This is a genomic window from Citrobacter koseri ATCC BAA-895, assembly GCF_000018045.1.
Taxonomy (GTDB): Bacteria; Pseudomonadota; Gammaproteobacteria; order Enterobacterales; family Enterobacteriaceae; genus Citrobacter_B; species Citrobacter_B koseri.
Window position 1 is genome coordinate 965018 of record NC_009792.1, and the last position, 21106, is coordinate 986123.

The window sequence follows — 21106 nt, forward strand, 5'->3', positions numbered from 1 at the left end:
TGTTAAACTAAAAAAATCTTATTTTTAATTTTATTGTCAATAATTAATTTGACGATAACATTCTCTATGTAATGTTTATAATCGTCACTTTTATGCTGAAACATACAAGAGATGCGGAAATCTGCTTCTTCATACGATTTTTCGCTATGGAGTTCTGTTACGCTGATGATTTTTAAGTTAGTCATTACGCTGCCATATTCACCAAAGCTCATCTCAACATTTTCTAACACATTATCTTTACGCATAAATTTAAGTTGAGATTGGGTGGATATGAAAGAACACCCGCCGTCAGAGACATCATTTAACGTATGTTTAAAAGTAACGCCATTTTTATAACGACCAGAACAACAGAATTGATAACTCTCTCTTGTCTTAAGTCGGGGGGACGATCGCCGTTGCAGTATGTTTATGCTCTCAGGAATGGCAAAGCGGAAAATATTATCCGGGCTATTGTTCTCAGTGTTTATCTGCGCGGTGGCAAACTCAATCCTGCCAAGTTTACTGTGGATCTGAAAACAGACATCGCCGTTTTCAGATAACGAAGGCTGAAAAGAGGGAGGGAGATCGATATAAAAAGATGAACTGTCAACTTTTCGTAAATCTGATTGCCAGCTCAGATCGTTAAAACTAAAAGCCAGTTTAGACTTAACCCTGAATTCTTCTCTCAGGATAGCAATGATTTCATATCTGGATTTTTTCGAAACTCCTTCTGACATACCATCTCTCTAAAATACAACGTCCTTTCAGATTATTATCCCATGTTGCGATCGCCTGTTTATTAAAAATAAAAGGATGCGGCCTATTGTTGAATTTTCAAAAATAGTTCAATGCTATTGATTGCGTATTGACATTCGGTGAATTTGCCCGGCATGTGCCGGGCAAGGAGGGCGGTTTAGAACAGAACTGAGTAGTTCAGACCAAAGGTGCGGCCACGTCCTTTGTAGTCATACAGGGAAGCGGGGCCGTAACCTGGGCTGTAATACAGCGGCGCGCGCTGCCCCCAGACGGTGGTGTAGTCACGGTCGAAGAGGTTCTCAACGCTGAAGCTGAGTTTACCCACCGGAAGCTGATAGCTGCCGAGCAAATCGACGGTGGTATAGCCATCAATGCTGTAGCCTTCTGCATCGCTCACATCGAAGGAGGTGGTGCTCTGTACGCGCAGGCTCCACGGATCCGGCGCCCAGCCAATGTAGGCTGTCGCTTTCGATGGGCTTGCCACCTTCACGTCATATTTCTGCCAGCTACCGTTCACTTTCGACTCGGTTTTCAGCACGTTGAAGTTCGCACCGGTACTCCAGTCGGTATCTGGAATCAGGTAGTCCACCGCGCCTTCCACGCCGTAAATGCGGCGTTTGTCGTCCACCACGCTGATGGTCAGATCTTTATTCGCCACCACGCTCTTATCGGAAATCGAGTAGTAGGCCGCGATTTGGGTGCGCAGGTTGTCGCCGGTAAAGCGCCAGCCCAGCTCATAAGAATCGACCTTCACGCCTTCCAGCTTGCTGTCGCCAACGTTCACGCTGTTGGTCAGGGGAAGGTGACCGTTCACCGCTGCGCCATAGGTGCCGCGACCGTAGTATTTACCCGGGTCCGGTAGCTCCACGCCCTGGGAGAAGTTGAGCCATGCCTGCTGGCGTTCGGTGATGTGCATCAGCAGACCGGCGTTGAACAGGAAGTTGTCGTAATCGACCGAGCCGCCTGGAATGGCGTCGGCGGATGTCGCCTTCCCGGCGGCAATCTGCTGTTGCTGCGCGTAGCCTATGAAATCATCAATCTTGTTCTCAGTGTACTGATAGCGTACGCCGCCGCTGAGGGTAAAGATATCATTGATGTCATAGCTCGATTGCAGGAAGGCCGCCAGGTTGGTGATGTCATACGACGGGTAACGCCCGGTGGTGTAAATCTTCTGGTTGTTCAGCCCCCCGGAAGCGCTTGCCTGGGCCAGATCGAAGAACATCTGGTTGGAGGTAAAGCGCTCGTGGTCGGCATCCAGCCCGTAGGTGATTTGCCAGCCGTCCAGCGGTTTGCTGTTCAGGGTCAGTTTCATGCCGTACTGATCGGTGTCCTGCTGTGACGAGGAGAAAGCCGTCGCCTGTTTGTTCGCATTTACGGTCGGGAACGGGTAGAACAGCAGCGACTCATCGCGGTAGTAAACCTGGCCGACCAGCTCCTGACCAAAGAAATCGCTGTTGGAGTACTGTAGGCTGATCAGATGACGCTCGGTGCCGGGAATACGGTCGGAATTCAGCCCCTTACTGACGTATGGCGTGCTGGCCCCGCTAATGGCGGAGAAATCTTTCCCAAGATTCAGCCCGTAATCGTCGTCGCCCTGGCTTTTATAGTACTGCGTGATCAGCTGAAGCTGTTGGGTTTCATCGATGTTCAGCGTACCGGTGCCCATGATGTCCAGGCGATCGGAATACTGTAGGCCGGTCTGGGTGTTATCGAGCAGGGTGGCATCGCCGTTACCGTCAAACCAGCCGCCAAACTTCTGGTACGCCACTGAAACACGCCCGGAGATATGGTCATTGCCGCCGGAGATGGCGCTGGCAATGCGTTCATCGTGATCTTTACTGCTGTTAAAGCCGCTTTTGGTGCCAGCCTCAAACTCCATCTGGGTTTCCGGCTGGCCTTTTTTGGTCACGATGTTGATCAGACCACCGGTACTGCCGCCGCCGTACAGGGCCGTCGCGCCGGAGATCACTTCAATATGATCGATATTGAAAGGATCGATAGAGTCCAGCTGTCGGCTGTCGGTGCGTGAAGAGTTGAGACGCACGCCGTCAACCAGCACGACCAGCGGGCGGCCACGCACGTTCATACCGTAGTTGGTGCGACTCTGGCTGCTGACGTCAAGGCCAGGGATCAGCTGAGCCAGCGCGTCTTTCAGCTCTTTGCCGCCCTGAATCTGCTGTTCCAGTTCGGCGTTTTCGATAACCCAGGTGGTTTGCGCCATCTCCGCTACGGTGCGATTGCTGCGGTTGGCAGACACCACGAGCGTTTCATCATCGGTTTGTTGAGCGACTGCTGGCGCCATCATGGCGAGAAGCAGCGGGTTGAGAGCCCAAAGCGTATACTTTTTGCTTATCATCATTATTCCTTCACACGGGCGGAAAAAATCAGCCCAAAGATGCTGTGTAGCGAGTTAAAGAAGCAGCCTCCGGCTGCGGTTTTTCCCGGCTGCCGCTGCGCCATTGAATCAGGGCGGGCGGCATACTGAGATCGAATAAATCACGCCCCAGCGCGCGATTAAGAATACGGGCGGAGCGCCAGGCCATCAGGCTGAGCTGTGGTTCGGCGATGCCGTGGGTTTGCATACTGGCGTTGACCGCGAAGATGTTGTTCTCTTTCGGGCCGTTCCACTCCAGGGTGAAGTCGTCGCGTACTTTGAAATTGCACTCATCGCGCATGGCGATTCGCGACATCAGCGGTGAAAGTATCTGCGGCAGCGCGGGACGGTAGCCGGTGGCGAAAATCACCACGTCGCTTTCCAGAGTGTCATAGCCGTTATCCAGATGATGCTCCAGCAGCAGTTGCCAGCTCTGGCCGCGACTTTCCAGCCCTGTGACCGAGCGGCTTGGCAGCAGACGGGCGTTACGCGGTTGCCTCAGTACCTCGAAGCGGTGATACAACTCGCGATAAATGGTCAGTAGCGAGTCGGCCGTGATGCCGTCGGAGGTCATTTTCTGCTCGTCGAGCATCTTCTGGCGCGCGCTTTCATTCAGACCGACGAAGCCTGAAACGTACTCAGGCGTGAAGTATTCGTTGGCGAACGCCGCCTCATCCAGCGCGTTAAAGTTATTGCGGCGCGAGACCCAACTGATCTCTGCAACGTCGCCCCATTCTCCGCGCAGCGCATTGAGGAACAGGTCGGCGCCGCTTTGCCCGCCGCCAACCACGGTGACTCGCTTGCCGCCGAGGTCTGGCTGGCGCAGGCTCATTTCACTGGCGTGGAAGCAGGTTTGCGTCGCCGTTTTTACGCAAGGCGGCAGGTGCGGTTGCTTGCCAATGCCAAGGCAGATATTGCGGGCAACGCTTTCGCCCTGGCTGGTCTGCACCACAAACCGCTGGCGTCTCTCGTCGAAATCAATACTCTCAACGGTATGATTGAAATGCAGATTGTTCATCCCTTCAGCGGCCCAGCGCAGGTAGTCGGAAAACTCATCGCGGGACACGGTACGCAGTTCGGTGGTCAGGAAGCGGTAGAATTTTTTGCGCTTCACCAGATAGTTAACAAAGCTGTACGGGCTTGTGGGAGCCACAGCGCTAACCAGATCTTTCAGAAACATGGTCTGCATATGGCAGTCCGGTACCAGCATGCCGGGATGCCAGGCAAAATGCGGGCGGCCGTCAAAGAAGCGGCTGCTTAATCCTTCGGCCTGATGAGACAGCGCCGCGATGCTCAGGTTGAACGGGCCGATGCCTACGCCAATAAAATCTACAGTGTTTGTCATGATTCAGTCCCTGGTTGCCAGCCACAGCGGGTTTTGCAGATCCTCAAGGTAATTCGGCAACATGCGGCTGCCGCCGTCCTGGTCGGGCCAGGTCAGTTTTACCGGGTTCAGCACTACGCGAATGATTTGTGGCTTGAAGAGTGAGAAAAGCGCAAAGCGCGCTGACATTTGTGGATGTTCCTGCATGTAATCACTCAACACTGCTGCCAGCAGTTGATAAAAACGCCTCTCCGGTACGCCAAGGCGAGCCATCAGCGGCGAAACAAAGCGCAGAACCGTCACGAAGTGGCCGGTCTGCAAATCATGAATTAAGTAGTCGGCGCTCAGGCGAGCGGTGACGTCACGCACCTCCTGAGGCAGGGAGTCCATCTCCGGGAACGCATCTTTCACCAGCCGCATATCGCCCTGGAAGTCTTTCAACAGCACGCGCTGCGGTACGCCCTCTTTCATGGCGAGCGTTATATTTTGTCCGTGGGCGATAAGCGCGACGCCGTAGCGGCAAAGCAGGTGATACAGCGGAACCACTACCACCCGGAACAGCTGCGTGAGCCAGGTTTCAGCGTCCAGCCCGGAGCGGTCGATATATGCGCCTATCAGCGGCTGGTTGTTTTCATCGCACTCCATCAGTGTCGCCATCAGAATCGGAGTTTCGTCCGGCTTCAGCCAGCGACACGGATTCTCACGCCAGATAACGCCGAGCATCTCCTGGTAGCGGTAGGGGGCCTGGGCAAGCGCGGCATAGCCTTCATGGGACACATAACCCGCCGCCGGTTCACCGAGGATCACCGCGCCGCTTTGCTTAAGCGTGGCGTCGGTCGCAAAAACCTGTTGCAGCCAGCGTGAGGCCAGCGGCCCGGCGGCGATGTATTTGCCCGGAATCCCCCGGTAGCAGGAGGTGTTGTAGATGGTCAGCGGCAGCTTGATATCCAGCCCGCCCTGGCGACTGGCGTTGGTCAGGGTGCGCAGCGACTGCTGGGCGAGCCACAAGTCGCCAAACTCGCCGAGAGAAACCATCCTGCCTTCGGCAAGATCGGCGATGAAGTCGAGGGCGATTTTTTGCTGCCACTGCCACGGATGTACCGGCAGTGGCAGCCAGTCGTTATCCAGCCCGTTGTCCTGCCAGACCTGATTGAAGCGGGCAAACTCCTGCGGGTCCATCGCGGCCGTCAACAACTGCTGAATATCCAGCTCGCTGTCGCAGCGCCAGACCATATGCTCACGTTTTACCGCCAGCCAGTGCAGTCTGAAGGTGTTGGCGTACTCTGGCGCATATCGCTCCAGCGCCTCTTTGCCCCAGCCCCGACGGCCTTTATTAAAAGCGAATTTAGGATGGCCGCTTAGCAGGCATTGCAGGCGGTCGGCATCAAGATCAATCAGGTCACTGGCGCTCAGCCCGCGCCGTGCCTTCAGCAGTTGCAGGTCGCCCAGCAGCGTGGCATACAAATCCTGCATATGCTCAGCAACGGTGGCATCGCTCATCGACAGCACCGGCTTTAGCTGCATCAGTAGCGTTTGCGCCAGAACGGGCTCGTCCGCGCAGCGCAGCGTTTGAGCATCAATCCACAGCCAGCCCCAGATGCCGCGTTCAGCTCTGAAGCGCCATTGCGCGCCCGGCAGGTTAATGCAGTAGCGGCCATCGCCCTGAGATTCCGCGTGGAAAACCTGCTCATACTCCAGCTCGGCCAGCATTTTTGCCACCAGCTGGCGGTTAACAAAATCCCAATCCTTGTGATTCATTACAGACCGACCTCCGTGAAGAAGTGATGGCGATCCGCCATCACCATGCGCGAGCGCTTGTGTGGGAAGTCGAACTCTTTAATTGTCCGGTATCCCGCAGGCTCAAGGTGGCGGAACAGGCGCTGGTTATCGGCGCGTGGCTCAAGTACGGTGCGCTGCGTGCGGGGCTCATCCAGCAGCAGGTAATGCGTCAGCCCGCGCAGCCAGCTTTGCACGTAGTGGGCTCCGCGCCATTGCTGTTCACCAACCAGCAGATGCAGGCCACGGTCAAAGGGTTGCCACGAATAGTGGCGGCCAATGCGGTCTTCCGCCGCCCAGTAGATTTCGAAATAGCTAAACGGCCGATCGTCGAAGCAGCCGATCAGCGGGAACGCATGTTTACTGGTGAGTTGGCGCTCCAGATAGGCGGTCTGTACCTCCAGCGAGCCGCTTTGCTCCCAGAAATACTCAACGCGCGGATCGTTCATCCAGCGGGTGAAACGTTCTGCATCAAGAACGGGATCGGCAACGCGGAAACTCAGCGTCTTGCGAACGCGTGGATCGTAACGGCGATAAACCTCGCCCTGCGGACGGGGCGGGCGCAGCGGGAAATAAATCTCACGCTCTGCATCAAAAAACATTTCGCCGGAGGCCCAGTTTGCCGGAGAACTCAGCCATAGCGGTAACTGCCAGAAGGCGGCGCGATGGATGATGTCGCTTTTTACCTGCCCGAAAAGCGTCAGCGCCTGTGGCTCCTCGCGCCATTCGGCCCAGGGGAGAACCACCGCTGAAAGTTGCGGTGCGGCGATAAATATCTGATCCAGCGCGTCGCGCAGCCACCCTGTCGGCAGCGGCCCCGGCCAGCGCAGCACCGCGCTATTGTCCAGCCCCCAGCTAAGATTCAGAGGCTTGTCGAGTTTTTCACAGCGCAGTCCATATCCGCTGTGAACGATGTTTGCCTTAGACATTTAGCCCTCCTGAGCCAGCAGCGGGTTGGCGAAATCGAAGTAGATCACCGAGGGATCGACGATGGTGTTCTCGTTGTGGTCGTTCAGATAACAGAAAAAGTTACCTTTTACGTTCCAGTACGGATTTTCCAGCACGTAGTTGAGACAGGTTTTATGAGTCACCTGATCACGCACTTCAGCCAGCAAGGTTCGTACGCGAGCCATCAGATTCGCTTCACTGTCCAGCCCGGCGGCGCCCAGCGCGGCGGTCACGGCAAAAGTGGAGTTAACCAGCAGGTAATAAGGGAAGTAGCGCAGCAACTGCTCATGGGTGAAGACGTTTTCCGCCTGCGCTTCGCCAATGGTGTCGAGCCAGCCTGCCGCGTGAGGCATAAATGCGCTGCCCTGGCAGTCACGGTAGATAAGCCCGACCGGCAGATCCCCAAGCATCTGAACCAGAATATTTTGCTGATGTGCCAGCAGCACCAGGCCGTAATCCGCTTCAGCCGTAAACAGCGGCTTCAGCACCTGCTGACAGTAAGCATCGACCCATGCGTGGGCGGCCTGTTGCGCAGTGATGCCGAGGCGATCGCTCAGGCGTTTTACCGCCGCAACCAGCAGCGAATCACCGCCATCCGGTGCGGCCTGGGTCAGGGAGACCAGTACGTTAGTCTGGCTTTGCGGCTGATCCACCAGCAGGTTTTCACGCAGGGCAAACAGGCTTTCCTGCATGATGTTGCCGTGGAGATCGCGCAGCCCGGCCCAGCCGTCTTCCTGCATCACCCGGAAAGTCGGGAAGCGAGCCTGTAGCGTCTGCCAGTCGTCGGTTTGCGCCAGGCGCGCCAGGCGCATTCCACGCTTCACTTCTTTCACTGACAGGGTACGGACGGAGTTGGTCAGGCGCACGCTCAGGGAGAATTTGATCATGTCGCGGCTGGTGGCGCAGTAGAGCGAGCGGGAAGAGGTGGTCGGTAGCCACGGCGCGCCGGCCTCGCCTAAATCTTTAATCAGTCCTTTAGCGACAAGCTCCTGGCACCACTCCTGCTGCAACAGATACTCCCCCTGCCACGGGTGCAGTGGGAATAGCCATTGATTGTCGCTTAATTCATTGAGTAACTGCGGCGCATTCTCTGCGGCAAATCGCGTCAACCGCTGTTGCAGGTTGAGGTGCAGGCTTTCACCGGCGATCTGCGTTTTGTCCACCGCAAACCACCGCAGCGGGAAGTGGGGCGCGAAGTCCGGTAGGTAGCGTTCGGCCTCCTGCTGGTTAAACGGTTCATGAGACTTAGGCGCAGGGTGGAAGGCGTGCCCGACCAGCAGAGCCTGCTCCGCCTCGCCAAAGTTCAACGCTTTTTCACGCAGGGCTGCCCAGTCATGGCGGGCATCAATCGCCTGCTGCGTATGGGCGTGGCTTTCCATCACGCGCTGGTGGAAGGTTTCGCAACTGGTCGCGGGCAGCAAGAGTTGGTGCTGGAGCTTATCAACAATAAGCCGGGAGAGGGTGGCGAAATCGACGGGGTGACTGCCGGACGCTGTGACCAGACGCGCCGGAAATTCAAAGCGGTGATGCTGGGTTGGGGAAAAATAAGCCACTCTGAAATGGAGCGCCTGCTGTTCGCCCAGCGGGATGATCAATTCGGTTGGCTGGTATTCCGTCAGCCGCCAGTCTTTGGTTTCACGAACCAGGGAATTCAGGAAGCACTGCGCAGCCACATCCAGGGCTGACGTTTTAGTTGGCAAAGTCATAATCAAACAGATCCCACTCATTATGATAATGCGAATTTTGCCGATAAGGTTTCTCATTATCAATAACAATTGTTAGAATCGGTAAAATTAATTTTACAAATAAACACAATTAATGCATGGAATTGCAACATCGTGACGTCTCTTGAGAGCGCGGAAACGCCGCAAAAACCATTGTCCTGCTGGCCGCTTGCGTTCAGCGCGGGGTTACTCGGTGTCGGGCAAAACGGCCTGCTGGTCGCGATCCCTGTACTGGTGATTCAGACAAACCTGAGCCTGTCGATTTGGGCGGCTTTGCTGATGCTTGGCTCAATGCTGTTCCTGCCGTCTTCCCCGTGGTGGGGAAAGCAAATTGCCCGTGTGGGCAGTAAGCCTGTGGTGCTGTGGGCACTGGGGGGATACGGCGCAAGCTTTACTCTGCTTGGGCTGGGAAGCATGCTGATGGCGACCGGCGCCGTAACAACAGCGGTGGGGCTGGGAATATTAATCATCGCGCGGATCGCCTACGGGCTTACCGTGTCGGCGATGGTGCCAGCCTGTCAGGTCTGGGCATTGCAGAGAGCAGGGGAAGGGAATCGTATGGTCGCTCTGGCAACCATTAGCTCCGGCTTGAGCTGCGGCAGACTATTCGGGCCGTTGTGCGCAGCGGCGATGCTGGCAATTCACCCTCTGGCGCCGATGGGGCTGCTGATGGCAGCGCCACTGCTGGCGCTGGTGATGCTGCTGCGGTTGCCTGGCACGCCACCGCAGCCCGCAGCGGAGCGCAAGAGCGCCAGCCTGAGGCTGGATTGCCTGCCTTATCTGCTTTGCGCGCTGTTATTAGCTGCGGCGGTGAGCATGATGCAGCTTGGTCTTTCACCCGCCCTTACTCGCCAGTTCGCCACGGATACCGCCGCCATTAGCCATCAGGTGGCGTGGCTGTTGGGGCTGGCCGCAGTCGCCGCGCTTATCGCACAGTTCGGGGTGCTCCGCCCGCAGCGCCTGACGCCGATGGCGCTGCTCTTGAGTGCCGGAGCGCTGATGATTTGTGGCCTGGCGATAATGCTCGCCGAACAGCTATGGTTGTTTTACCTCGGCTGTGCGGTGCTGTCGTTTGGGGCTGCTCTGGCAACACCCGCTTATCAGCTTTTACTGAATGATAAGCTGACAGACGGCGCAGGCGCGGGCTGGATCGCGACCAGCCACACGCTTGGCTATGGGCTTTGTGCATTGCTGGTGCCGCTGGTGTCGAAAACCGGCGCCGCAGCGGCGCTGATTGTGGCGGCTTTTTTCGTCGCTGTGTTATTTACCGTGGTGTCTGGCTTTATCTGGCGCAGCCGCTACCGTTCACGTCATTCCGCGATTTAAGCGTAAGGAAAAGTTATGGCTGGAGTTCAGGGCTACCGCCTGTTCAACGTTCAACTGGCGCGTAAGACGGAGGTTTCCCCTTCGCTGCTGAACCTGGTTTTCAGCGGGCAGGAGGTGGCGCAGATGAAATGCGACTCGCCGGATCAGCGCATTAAGATGTTGTTTCCGTCTGAAGACGGTACGCCGCCGTCGTTGCCTGCCGAAGGGCACTGGTATCAGCTTGTACTGGGGATGCCAAAAGAGAAGCGCCCGGTTATCCGCACCTATACGCTGCGACATGTCGATCCTGCTCGCCAGGAGGTCACCGTGGAATTTATCAATCATGGTACAGAGGGACCGGCTTCGGCATGGGCGATTAACGCCAGACCCGGCGACGCCATTCAGATGGTGGCGCCTGACGCGGCGTATGCTGAAGACAGCGGCGGCTATGAATGGACGCCTCCCCAGGGACTGCGGAATGCGTTAATCATTGCTGATGAGACGGCGCTCCCCGCCGCGCGCGGTATCCTTGAGATGCTGGCGAGACAGACCAATCCGCCACAGGTTCAGGCGTTCTTTGAAGTTCCTGAACAGGGCGACTGCGCGAATTTAAGCGAGTTTAAGTTCGCCGACATTTTTTGGTTGCCGCGTAACCCCGCAGCGGCGAAGCACGGTGAATGCCTGATTCAGGCCGTAAAAACGCATGCCAGAGTACCCGAAAGTCGCCATCCCGATACGGTGGATACGGTGAAAGAAGAAGCCGAAGGGGAGCTTCTCTGGGATAAGGCCACGACCAGCAGCACGGCGTTTTATGGGTGGGTGGCCGCAGAGTCCACCGTCGTCAAACTGCTGCGCCGCCATTTAATTGGCGAGCGTGGCGTTGAGCACAAAGCGATTAACTTTATGGCATATTGGTCTAAAGGGCGCGCGTGATAATAAAAAGCCCGCATCATGAAATTATTCCATTATGCGGGCTTAGTGCAGTATCTAATGAATATTAGAACTGGTAAACCAGACCGACGGCTACGATATCATCGGTTGCGATACCGTTGTCTGCGTAGAAGCTATCGTCTTCATCCAGCAGGTTGATTTTATAATCAACATAGGTGGACATATTTTTGTTGAAGTAATAGGTCATACCTACATCAACATATTTCACCAGATCTTTATCGGTGTAACGCCAGTTGCCGTGTCTTACTTCCTGACCACCTAAGTCTTTGCCTTTAGATTGCAGGTAGGCAATAGACGGGCGCAGACCGAAATCAAACTGATACTGTGCAACAACTTCAAAGTTCTGCGTTTTGTTGGCGATACCGCCATTAAGTTCGCTGTCGCCATTGCCATAGTAAGTCATATTACGGGTTTCAGCGTACATGGCGGCGAGATAAACATTGTAGGCGTCGTATTTAGCACCAACGGTCCAGGCTTCAGCTTTATCGCCACCAGCATAGTTATTACGCTGGTTCATGCCGTCACCGTAACCACGAGCAACCTGAGCATCGGTACGATCGGAATTGGCGTATGCCGCACCCAGGCTTAAACCGAAGTCGAAGTCGTAGGAGGTGGACATACCGAAGCCGTCGCCGTTTTCTTTAGCCAGCTTGCGACCTGCGCTATTGCCGGAACCTTCCTGACCAAAACCGGTGCCTTCATTATTACCCTGATACTGGAGCGCAAAGTTCAGACCATCAACCAGACCAAAGAAGCCGTTATTACGGTAGGTTGCTACGCCGTTAGTACGGCCTAACATATAAACGTCAGTCTGAGTGTAAGTATCGCCGCCGAATTCTGGCAGCATATCGGTCCAGGCTTCTACGTCGTAAACCACGCCGTAGTTACGACCGTAATCGAAAGTACCGTTTTGACCAAAACCTAAACCAGCGAAGCCGAGACGAGTCCAGGAGTCACCTTTATCACCTTCAGTACCGTTGGCCTGAATGTTGTATTCCCACTGACCGTAACCGGTTAACTGCTCGGCAATTTGCGTTTCGCCTTTAAAACCCAGACGGGCATAGGACATGTCGCCGTCGCTACCTGCATCGTCAGAGAAATAACGCAGGCCATCAACTTTACCGTACAGGTCCAGTTTATTGCCGTCTTTATTATACACTTCAGCCGCATTTGCAGCGCCTGCAATTAATAGAGCAGGGACAAGCATCGCCAGAACTTTTCTTTTCATTATGTATTCCCTATAATAATAATTGATATGAATAAGTGATCGAATCCTGAAGATCACTGTTGAATACTATTCCAGGAAGTTCATTCTTTTTTAAATATTACATGTAACAAATGTATTTAAAATATTTCTAATTATTTCCTTGGGTGTGATTATAAATAATTTAATATGTATTTATTGCTTTATATTTAACTGTATTATGTTTTTCTTTTAATAAATTATGATTTGCGTTTTTGGAATTTATTTTGTGAATGTTTTATCGTAATTAACGCTATTTTAACGTCGTTCGGATTTTCTTTTTATTCCATTTATTGCCTTCGTTAACTTGTCTGATACCTCCTCCCGTAATCATTGAGCGTGAAGACAAGGCGGAATATTGCTAATGTTGCTTTCTGATTCAGAGGAGGCAGCGTGGATTTACACTACTGGCAATCGCAGTTCGAAGCGTGGTTGGGCAAAAATCACCACGAGCAGGATAGCGCCCATGACATTTTTCATTTTCGTCGCGTCTGGGGAACGGCACAAAAGCTGTCGACGGATGAGGATGTTGACTGGCTTGTTGTGCTGACCGCGTGTTATTTCCACGATATCGTCAGCCTGCCGAAAAATCATCCCGATCGCTATCGTTCATCCGTGCTGGCCGCTGACGCGGCACGTCGCATATTAATGAACGATTTCCCTGCGTATCCTGAAGCGAAATTAGCGGCAGTCAGTCATGCGATTGAGGCGCACAGTTTTAGCGCCCACATTGCGCCAATGACCAGCGAGGCGAAGATTGTGCAGGATGCCGACCGGCTTGAAGCACTGGGCGCAATCGGTCTGGCGCGCGTGTTTGCCGTTTCCGGCGGGCTGGGCGTTTCGCTATTTGATGCTGAAGATCCCTTCGCGCAACGTCGCCCGCTTAACGATAAGCAATTCGCCCTCGACCATTTTCAGACAAAACTTCTGACCTTGCCGCAAACCATGCAAACCGCGCGGGGAAAGCTGCTGGCAGAGCATAACGCCGACTTCCTGGTGACCTGGATGGCGAAGCTAAGCGCGGAGCTAAGGGGGGAGTACGACTCGTTGGATCAGACGGTAATTCAGGCTTTTAGCTGCGATAAGTAGCAACCATACCCAAAACGTAAACGCGTTCATTTTGTGTTAACCTGTCGAATATCAATTTCGCCGGTTAAATGTATGCAGGAAAATCTTTCAGTAACAGGTTTCCAGGATCTGATGACGGACAATGCCGGGGCTGCCGTACAGGCGCTGCTGGGCAAACTGCTGGAAATCTATGATGTGAAAACGCTGGTGGCGCATCTGAATGGCGTTGGGGAGAACCACTGGAGCCCGGCTATTTTTAAACGCGTCGTGGCGAACGCAACGGCGTGGCATCGTCTGAGCGAGAGCGAATATACGCACCTCAGGACATTGTTGCCAACGCCTCCGGCACACCATCCGCATTATGCCTTTCGTTTTGTCGATCTCTTCGCCGGGATCGGCGGAATTCGCCGTGGCTTTGAAGCGATAGGCGGGCAGTGCGTGTTTACCAGCGAATGGAATAAACACGCGGTACGCACCTATAAAGCCAATTATTACTGCGATCCGCAACGGCATCATTTCAATGAAGATATTCGCGATATTACTCTGAGCCACCGCGACGGCGTGAGCGATAGCGAAGCGGCGGAGCATATTCGCCAGCACATACCGGAGCACGATGTTCTACTGGCCGGTTTTCCCTGCCAGCCATTCTCTCTGGCAGGGGTATCAAAGAAAAACGCGATGGGACGGGCGCATGGTTTCGCCTGTGATACGCAGGGGACGCTCTTTTTCGATGTCGTGCGGGTCATTGACGCCCGACGCCCGGCGATTTTTGTGCTCGAAAACGTCAAAAACCTGAAAAGCCACGACCAGGGAAAAACGTTTCGCATCATTATGCAAACGCTTGACGAACTGGGGTATGACGTCGCCGATGCTGCGGATAATGGGCCGGACGACCCGAAAATTATTGATGGCCGCCATTTTTTACCCCAGCATCGGGAGAGGATTGTGCTGGTGGGGTTCCGCCGCGATCTTAATCTGAAAACCGATTTTACGCTGCGGGATATTGCCACACGCTATCCGCAGCAGCGCATCACGCTGGCGGAGCTGCTTGAACCGGCGGTTGAAGCGAGATATGTGCTGACGCCGGTATTGTGGAAGTATTTGTACCGCTACGCGAAAAAGCATCAGGCCCGGGGTAACGGTTTTGGCTATGGGATGGTCTATCCTGCGAATCCCGGCAGCGTAACGCGCACATTGTCGGCGCGTTACTATAAAGATGGCGCGGAGATACTGATTGACCGTGGCTGGGATATGGCCGCAGGAGAGGCGAATTTCGACGATCCGGTGAATCAGCAGCACCGTCCACGCCGGTTAACGCCCAGAGAGTGCGCGCGGTTAATGGGATTTGAATCGCCGCAGGAATATCAGTTCCGCATTCCCGTTTCAGACACCCAGGCCTACCGTCAGTTTGGTAACTCCGTCGTGGTTCCGGCATTTGCCGCAGTAGCAAAACTGCTGGAGTCGAGAATTAAACAGGCTGTTACATTGCGCCAGAAAGAGAGCCAGCATGGCGGACGTACACGATAAGGCGACGCGCAGCAAGAATATGCGGGCGATAGCCACGCGCGATACGGCGATAGAAAAACGCCTTGCCGCTCTGTTGCAGGAGCAGGGGATGGCGTTTCATGTGCAGGACGCCACGTTGCCCGGACGCCCGGATTTTGTCGTGGATGAGTATCGCTGCGTTATCTTCACGCACGGCTGTTTCTGGCATCATCATGACTGCCACCTGTTCAAAGTTCCCGCCACGCGTACCGAGTTCTGGCTGAACAAAATCGGTAAAAATGTGGAGCGCGATCGGCGAGACATGCTGAGGCTTCGCGAGCTTGGCTGGCGTGTGCTGATTGTCTGGGAGTGTGCTTTGCGTGGCCGGTTGAAACTCAGCGACGCCGCACTGGCGGAACGGCTTGAGGAGTGGATCTGCGGCGGTGGCCCCACCGCGCAGATCGACACGCAGGGTATTCATTTACTGGAGTGATTTTTCCGATTCACTCACTGCAGTCGCGGGTCTGGCGGGAAACAAATATTTCCCCAGCGTCACCAGGACGACAGCGAAAACAATTACCCCTAATGCCAGCCACTCGACGGAAGAAAGGCTTTCTCCCCCCAGACCTGTTCCCAGTAACACCGCCACTACCGGGTTGACGTAAGCGTAACTGGTCGCCAGCGCCGGGCTGACATTACGGATCAAATACATATAGGCGTTAATGGCGATAATGGAACCGAATAGCGCCAGATAACCTACCGCCATGAAGCCGGAGAGCGTCGGCATCGTCGTCAGCTTTTCCCCGGCGATAAAGGAAGCGAACATCAGCACAACACCGGCAGCCAGCATTTCAATCGCTCCGGCCATCATGCCTGTCGGCAACGCGATGCGGGCGCCGAACACGGAGCCGAATGCCCAGCTCATCGAGCCAATCAGGATCAACAGCGCGCCCCAGGGGTTGCCGCTCAAATTTCCGCCGCTATTGAGCATGATGATCCCCGCCAGGCCGATGGCGATGCCTGTCCACTCCAGTTTTCGCGTTTTAATGCCAAAGAAATGGCTGAAGCACAGCGTGAATAATGGAACCGTCGCGACCACCACGGCGGCGATGCCGGACGGTACATCCTGATGTTCCGCTACGGTAACCAGACCGTTCCCCACCGCCAGCAGCAGAATGCCAATCAGCGCGGCATTGAGCAATTGACGCAAAGGGGGCAGTTTGTGCCCGCGAAGAAGTAAGAATGTTGTTAACAAAATCCCCGCAGACAGAAAACGGACGCCCGCCATCATCAGCGGCGGCCAACTCTCAACGCCAATACGAATAACGAAGTACGTGGAACCCCAAATGATATACAGCGCGAAGAGTGCGCTAAAAAGTGGTAGTAACTGCCTGAAACGCATAATCCCTCACGGCGGAAATAAAAAGGTGCAACATAGTAAACGTCAAAACTATCGCGCTGGCGAGCGTTATAATTGCACTCTTTTGTTAAATTTTTGTTGACGATTGCTACCCGTTTCGGCATTACGTTTTTTACTTCATACTTACCTCTTCAAAAGAAAAATATTGAGGGATTTATTTTGGCAGGAAGTAGTTTGCTGACGTTGCTCGATGATATCGCCACGCTGTTGGATGATATCTCGATGATGGGAAAACTGGCCGCGAAAAAAACGGCAGGCGTATTGGGTGATGACCTGTCGCTAAACGCGCAGCAGGTGACGGGCGTGCGGGCGAACCGCGAACTGCCGGTCGTCTGGAGCGTGGCGAAAGGGTCGTTGATCAACAAGGTCATCCTGGTGCCTCTGGCGCTGCTGATCAGCGCTTTTATCCCGTGGGCGATTACACCGTTGTTGATGATTGGAGGCGCTTTTCTCTGTTTTGAAGGCGTAGAGAAAGTTTTACACACGCTTGAGGCCCGAAAGCACAAAGAGAGCCCGGAGGCGCGTCAGCAGCGTCTGGCCGCGATCGCCGCACAAGATCCTCTCACGTTTGAGAAGGAGAAAGTGAAAGGGGCTGTGCGCACCGACTTTATCCTTTCTGCGGAGATCGTCGCGATTACGCTGGGAATTGTCGCGGATGCGCCGTTGCTCAATCAGGTTCTGGTGTTGTCCGGTATCGCGCTGGTGGTGACGATTGGCGTTTATGGTCTGGTGGGATTCATCGTAAAACTGGACGATATGGGGTACTGGCTGGCGGAAAAACGCAGCGTACTGGCTCAGGCGGTGGGCAAAGGGCTACTGGTTACGGCGCCCTGGCTTATGAAGGCGCTGTCCATTGTCGGCACACTCGCGATGTTCCTGGTGGGGGGCGGGATCGTGGTGCACGGCATCGCGCCATTACACCACGCGATCGAACATTTTGCTCAGCAGCAGAATGGTCTTATTGCGCTCACGCTTCCCATGTTGATTAATCTGGTGCTCGGTTTCATCATCGGCAGCGTGGTGGTAGGGCTGGTAAAAACTGTTGCCAACGTTCGCGGTGGTTCGCACTAATTTATGCCTCGCCGGATTATGCAAAAAAGGCCATCGTCGTCTAAGGTGAAAAAGTTTCACTGGATACAGGAGGCAGGTATGGTCTTTTTTGTCAGTGAGGAAGTTATCGCAAAAGAAGGTGGTCCACGCATGATCGTAACCGGTTATTCCAGCGGCATGGTGGAGTGCCGTTGGTATGACGGTTTTGGCGTCAAACGGGAAGCATTCCACGAGAATGAACTTATGCCCGGTGATGGCAGGCGGTTGCGGGAAGATGTCTGATAAAGGAACGCCCGGTTAATGCCGGGCGTTTTGTTACCCCAGAAAATAGCCGTTGAGTCGCGACACATAGTTCAGGAATAAAAGTAGGGAGCCGTCAGGTGCCGCATGAAACAACGCCAGGAAACTGGAGCTGGCTGAGAACGTTAGCACGACGCTTTGGGCCAGGCCATGTCGTAAATATCTGTTTTCTGGTTGTGATGATTTGTTCAACATTGCTGACCTGGCGTGAAGTGGTCGTGCTGGAGTCGGCATACCGGGCCAGTCAACGTAACCATCTGGAAAACGTCGCTAATGTGCTGGACAGACAGCTGCAATTCAGCGTGGATAAACTCTTGTTTCTGCGCAACGGTATGTACGAAGCGCTGGTCACGCCGCTCGATTTTGCCGACCTGCACGATGCGGTGGCGCAATTTGCGCAACTGCGCGGCAAAAGTTTCTGGCAACTGGAGCTAGACAGACGGCGAACGTTACCGCTTAACGGCGTCTCTGACGCGTTTGTTAACCGTACAACGCTTCTCTCGCGGGATAACGATGCGCTGGCAAACGAGTTAAGCGCCGCGTTGGAACTGGGGTATTTGTTACGGCTGGCGCATTCTTCTACCATGCTGGCGCAGCGGACAATGTATGTTTCGCGTTCAGGCTTTTATGTCTCAACTGAACCCACAACCAATGGCGGCGACATTATGTCCCGCTATTACCAGTATGTGATCCAACCCTGGTTCAGCGGGCAATCCCAACGACAAAATTCAGCGCGCGGCGTGCGCTGGTTTAGCTCGCCGGTGCCGGGCGGTGAAGTGCAACAAAAAGTCACCGTGAGCCTGTCGCTGGATAACGAAAGACACTGGTATGGCGTGCTGGCAATGGATATTCCCGTGTCATCCATGAAGCGTTTCCTGGAGGATGCGGTCGAAAAAGATTCCGAAGGGGAGTACCAGCTCTACGACTATCAGCTCAGGCTACTGGCGACCTCAACGCCGGAAAAGCGTCAGGTTAATACCTTTGATGACCTTGAACTGGCGTTGCTCGCGAATGACATCGAACATGATACGCATGGCGGTATCCGTATGGGCAGCCGCTATATCAGTTGGGAAAGGCTGGATCATTTCGATGGCGTGCTTTTGCGTGTTCATACCCTGAGAGAAGGCGTGCAGGGGGCTTTTGGCAGTATCAGTATTGCGCTTGGTCTCCTGTGGGCGCTTTTCACGATGATGTTGCTCATCTCATGGGTTGTTATCCGCAAGATGGTCAGCAATATGTTTGTGCTGCAAAGTTCCCTGCAATGGCAGGCCTGGCACGATCCTTTGACGCGGCTGTATAACCGTGGCGCATTGTTTGAGAGGGCGCGCGTACTGATACAGCGCTGCCACGAGCAGCGACAGCCGTTTTCCGTTATTCAGATCGATTTGGATCACTTTAAGAGCGTCAATGACCGTTTCGGCCATCAGGCGGGAGATCGGGTGCTCTCCCATGCCGCCGGGCTTATTAGCGGCACAATACGTTCGCATGACCTTGCCGGGCGCGTAGGCGGCGAAGAGTTCTGTATTGTCTTACCGGGGACGACGCTGGTGCAGGCAGCACAGATCGCAGAGCGGATACGCCAGCGCGTGAACGACAAAGAAATCCTGATCGCAAAAGGCACGACTCTGCGCATTAGTGCATCGCTGGGCGTAAGCGGGGCGCAGGAGAACGGAGACTACGATTTTGAACAGTTGCAGTCGCTGGCGGATCGCCGGTTGTATCTGGCAAAACAGGCCGGGCGCAATCAGGTTTGTGTCCGTGACGACCATCCCGCGCCGTCGCCTGATACACGCTGAACCATTAGCTGTATTAATCATTTCTGCGAGAAATATTTGCTTGTCATACAAAAAAATTGCAGATAAGGTAAAACGCACATCAGATTTTCTGGTGTAACGAATTTTCAAGTGCTTCTTGCATAAGCAAGTTTGATCCCGGCTCTGCGAGCCGGGATTTTTTTCACCCCAGATCAGCGATTGATTTCCGTGACGCTAAAATCATGAATATCGAGTTCAAACGCATCCGCTAATTCATGCCATGTATGATAATCGCGGCCATCCACACTGACTTTCTCAGGATCATCAGCGCTGCGATGAATTTCGCTCTCGCTGATTTCATTGATCGCCGCGAGCAGGGCGTCAACATCAACGCTGACTTCGCGCTTGGCCGTTTCGCTGTACTCTTTCGCGGTTTTCATCTTCAGTACCTCATTTAACCGTGGCATCTGTAAGTATAGACCGTTGAGAAAACCAGCAATCACGCGCGGCAGACGCTGCCAGAAAAAGGAATTTGTTCTACACTGGCACAAAGCCACAGGAGGATAATTGATGAAGGTGAATGATCGGGTAACAGTCAAAACAGACGGCGGCCCTCGTCGGCCAGGCGTGGTATTGGCGGTTGAAGAGTTTAGTGAAGGTACGATGTACCTGGTTTCGCTGGAAGACTACCCGCTCGGTATCTGGTTCTTCAATGAGTCAGGCCATCAGGATGGGATCTTTGTGGAAAAAACAGAGTAATGTGATTTTCGTCGCTTTTACCCTGACTGGTGGAATATCCACCAGTCAGGGGGCCTCATCGCATGTTAACAAAAATTCCGTTTGTCACGTTATCCGTCAGCCGCACGACATGATAGATAACCTGTTTATTATGCGTTTTTATCTTCCGTTTAATATTCCCTTTGTGGGATGACACCGTCTTTGCCTTGATATTCATTTGATCTGAAATCTGTATTGTTCCCTGTCCATCCATCCACATTCGCAACATACTGGATTCAGTACGGCTTAAAGATAACGTAGGTAAATTTACTACTCCTACAATATCCGTCTCTTTTTTCAGAATATCGCCAAGAATATCATCCAGAGAATCGGGCTTAATTGATTTTGAACTAATCAATAAGTTTTTTCTTACTAATAAGTATTCATCAAAATGCACATTAGCAATTGCCATAAAAACAATAAATAACGTGTTGGGATGCTGATTAATGATCTGCTTTATTTGCTGACTGTTAGATGTTTCATGGATGAAACAGTCCTCATTAATAAACACCACAGAAGGCTGCTGTGAGTCACAAGCGATGGCGAGTTCGTCAACGGTCTCAATGTCGTTGATTTCCCTTTTTTTCACCCCTCTGCTTACCAGATACCCGGTCAAACCTAGCCGGGTGTAACTGCATAAATCCATAATAATCGTTGACATGGCATACCCTCACTCAATGCGTAACGATAATTCCCCTTACCTGAATATCTCATCACAACCCAACGGAACAATAATAGTGACCTAAGATGACGCTTTCGCTGTTTTCAGGCGAACTTACTATCCCGTAAAGTTACGTATAATTTGCCAGGAATCTTCTCAAAGTAAAGTAAATGTTATGTTATGTGAGTAAGGTAAAAACAAATAAAGCGCA

19 protein-coding genes are annotated in these 21106 nt (G+C 53.6%); 9 read left to right on the forward strand and 10 right to left on the reverse strand.

What is annotated here, in order from left to right; genetic code table 11:
• Positions 1 to 2: 2 nt before the first annotated feature.
• The 6 genes from CKO_RS04220 to iucA form a co-directional block, all read right to left on the reverse strand.
• Positions 3 to 716, reverse strand: coding sequence for a flagellar brake protein (locus tag CKO_RS04220; protein ID WP_012131872.1), 714 nt, complete (start codon positions 714 to 716; stop codon positions 3 to 5).
• Between the two features lie 176 nt (positions 717 to 892).
• Entirely contained in the window at positions 893 to 3094 is a 2202-nt protein-coding gene (gene iutA, locus CKO_RS04225) for a ferric aerobactin receptor IutA (RefSeq protein ID WP_012131873.1), read from the reverse strand.
• A gap of 25 nt (positions 3095 to 3119) precedes the next feature.
• Entirely contained in the window at positions 3120 to 4454 is a 1335-nt protein-coding gene (gene iucD, locus CKO_RS04230) for an NADPH-dependent L-lysine N(6)-monooxygenase (RefSeq protein ID WP_012131874.1), read from the reverse strand.
• 3 nt (positions 4455 to 4457) lie between these two features.
• The gene (iucC, locus tag CKO_RS04235; RefSeq protein WP_012131875.1) at positions 4458 to 6191 is read right to left on the reverse strand and encodes an NIS family aerobactin synthetase IucC; all 1734 of its coding nucleotides are present in this window, start codon (positions 6189 to 6191) and stop codon (positions 4458 to 4460) included.
• Positions 6191 to 7138 carry a N(6)-hydroxylysine O-acetyltransferase IucB gene (gene iucB / locus CKO_RS04240; protein ID WP_012131876.1) on the reverse strand — a complete coding sequence of 316 codons (948 nt, stop codon included), beginning with the start codon at positions 7136 to 7138 and terminating at the stop codon, positions 6191 to 6193. Before iucB ends, iucC begins: the two co-directional genes overlap by 1 nt.
• Entirely contained in the window at positions 7139 to 8863 is a 1725-nt protein-coding gene (gene iucA, locus CKO_RS04245; protein WP_024130228.1) for an aerobactin synthase IucA, read from the reverse strand.
• Positions 8864 to 8995: 132 nt separating this feature from the next.
• Between iucA and CKO_RS04250 the strand changes: the two genes are divergently transcribed.
• Together CKO_RS04250 and CKO_RS04255 are read left to right on the forward strand one after the other, a co-directional pair.
• Positions 8996 to 10207 carry an MFS transporter gene (locus CKO_RS04250; RefSeq protein WP_012131880.1) on the forward strand — a complete coding sequence of 404 codons (1212 nt, stop codon included), beginning with the start codon at positions 8996 to 8998 and terminating at the stop codon, positions 10205 to 10207.
• 15 nt (positions 10208 to 10222) lie between these two features.
• Positions 10223 to 11119, forward strand: a complete 897-nt coding sequence (locus CKO_RS04255) for a siderophore-interacting protein (protein ID WP_012131882.1) — start codon at positions 10223 to 10225, stop codon at positions 11117 to 11119.
• A 64-nt stretch (positions 11120 to 11183) separates the two neighbouring features.
• On the opposite strand, the gene ompC is transcribed toward CKO_RS04255, so the two are convergent.
• Positions 11184 to 12365, reverse strand: coding sequence for a porin OmpC (gene ompC / locus CKO_RS04260; protein ID WP_012131883.1), 1182 nt, complete (start codon positions 12363 to 12365; stop codon positions 11184 to 11186).
• A gap of 408 nt (positions 12366 to 12773) precedes the next feature.
• On the opposite strand from ompC, the gene CKO_RS04265 reads away from it, so the two are divergent.
• From CKO_RS04265 to CKO_RS04275, 3 genes are all read left to right on the forward strand, one after another.
• A complete protein-coding gene (locus CKO_RS04265; protein WP_012131884.1) occupies positions 12774 to 13469 on the forward strand; it encodes a phosphohydrolase in 696 nt (231 codons plus the stop codon).
• A gap of 72 nt (positions 13470 to 13541) precedes the next feature.
• Positions 13542 to 14975, forward strand: a complete 1434-nt coding sequence (locus CKO_RS04270) for a DNA cytosine methyltransferase (protein ID WP_012131885.1) — start codon at positions 13542 to 13544, stop codon at positions 14973 to 14975.
• Positions 14956 to 15426: a very short patch repair endonuclease gene (locus CKO_RS04275; RefSeq protein WP_012131886.1), complete on the forward strand. Its 471-nt coding sequence runs from the start codon at positions 14956 to 14958 to the stop codon at positions 15424 to 15426. Before CKO_RS04270 ends, CKO_RS04275 begins: the two co-directional genes overlap by 20 nt.
• Here CKO_RS04275 and yedA read toward each other — a convergent pair.
• Positions 15415 to 16335, reverse strand: coding sequence for a drug/metabolite exporter YedA (gene yedA / locus CKO_RS04280; protein WP_012131887.1), 921 nt, complete (start codon positions 16333 to 16335; stop codon positions 15415 to 15417). The genes CKO_RS04275 and yedA overlap by 12 nt on opposite strands.
• A 177-nt stretch (positions 16336 to 16512) precedes the next feature.
• Between yedA and CKO_RS04285 the strand changes: the two genes are divergently transcribed.
• The 3 genes from CKO_RS04285 (at position 16513) to dgcQ (ending at position 19499) form a co-directional block, all read left to right on the forward strand.
• Complete coding sequence (locus tag CKO_RS04285; protein WP_024130229.1) at positions 16513 to 17424, forward strand: DUF808 domain-containing protein; 912 nt, start codon at positions 16513 to 16515, stop codon at positions 17422 to 17424.
• A 78-nt stretch (positions 17425 to 17502) separates the two neighbouring features.
• The gene (locus CKO_RS04290) at positions 17503 to 17685 is read left to right on the forward strand and encodes a YodC family protein (protein WP_024130230.1); all 183 of its coding nucleotides are present in this window, start codon (positions 17503 to 17505) and stop codon (positions 17683 to 17685) included.
• 98 nt (positions 17686 to 17783) lie between these two features.
• Entirely contained in the window at positions 17784 to 19499 is a 1716-nt protein-coding gene (gene dgcQ, locus CKO_RS04295; RefSeq protein WP_024130231.1) for a cellulose biosynthesis regulator diguanylate cyclase DgcQ, read from the forward strand.
• 170 nt (positions 19500 to 19669) lie between these two features.
• Here dgcQ and yodD read toward each other — a convergent pair whose 3' ends face one another.
• Complete coding sequence (yodD, locus tag CKO_RS04300; protein ID WP_024130232.1) at positions 19670 to 19897, reverse strand: YodD family peroxide/acid resistance protein; 228 nt, start codon at positions 19895 to 19897, stop codon at positions 19670 to 19672.
• Positions 19898 to 20027: 130 nt separating this feature from the next.
• Here yodD and dsrB point away from each other — a divergent pair, with 130 nt between their 5' ends.
• A complete protein-coding gene (gene dsrB, locus CKO_RS04305) occupies positions 20028 to 20216 on the forward strand; it encodes a protein DsrB (protein ID WP_012131894.1) in 189 nt (62 codons plus the stop codon).
• Positions 20217 to 20271: 55 nt separating this feature from the next.
• Here the strand turns inward: dsrB and rcsA are convergent, their stop codons facing one another.
• Positions 20272 to 20895: a transcriptional regulator RcsA gene (gene rcsA / locus CKO_RS04310; protein WP_012131895.1), complete on the reverse strand. Its 624-nt coding sequence runs from the start codon at positions 20893 to 20895 to the stop codon at positions 20272 to 20274.
• Positions 20896 to 21106 lie beyond the last annotated feature (211 nt).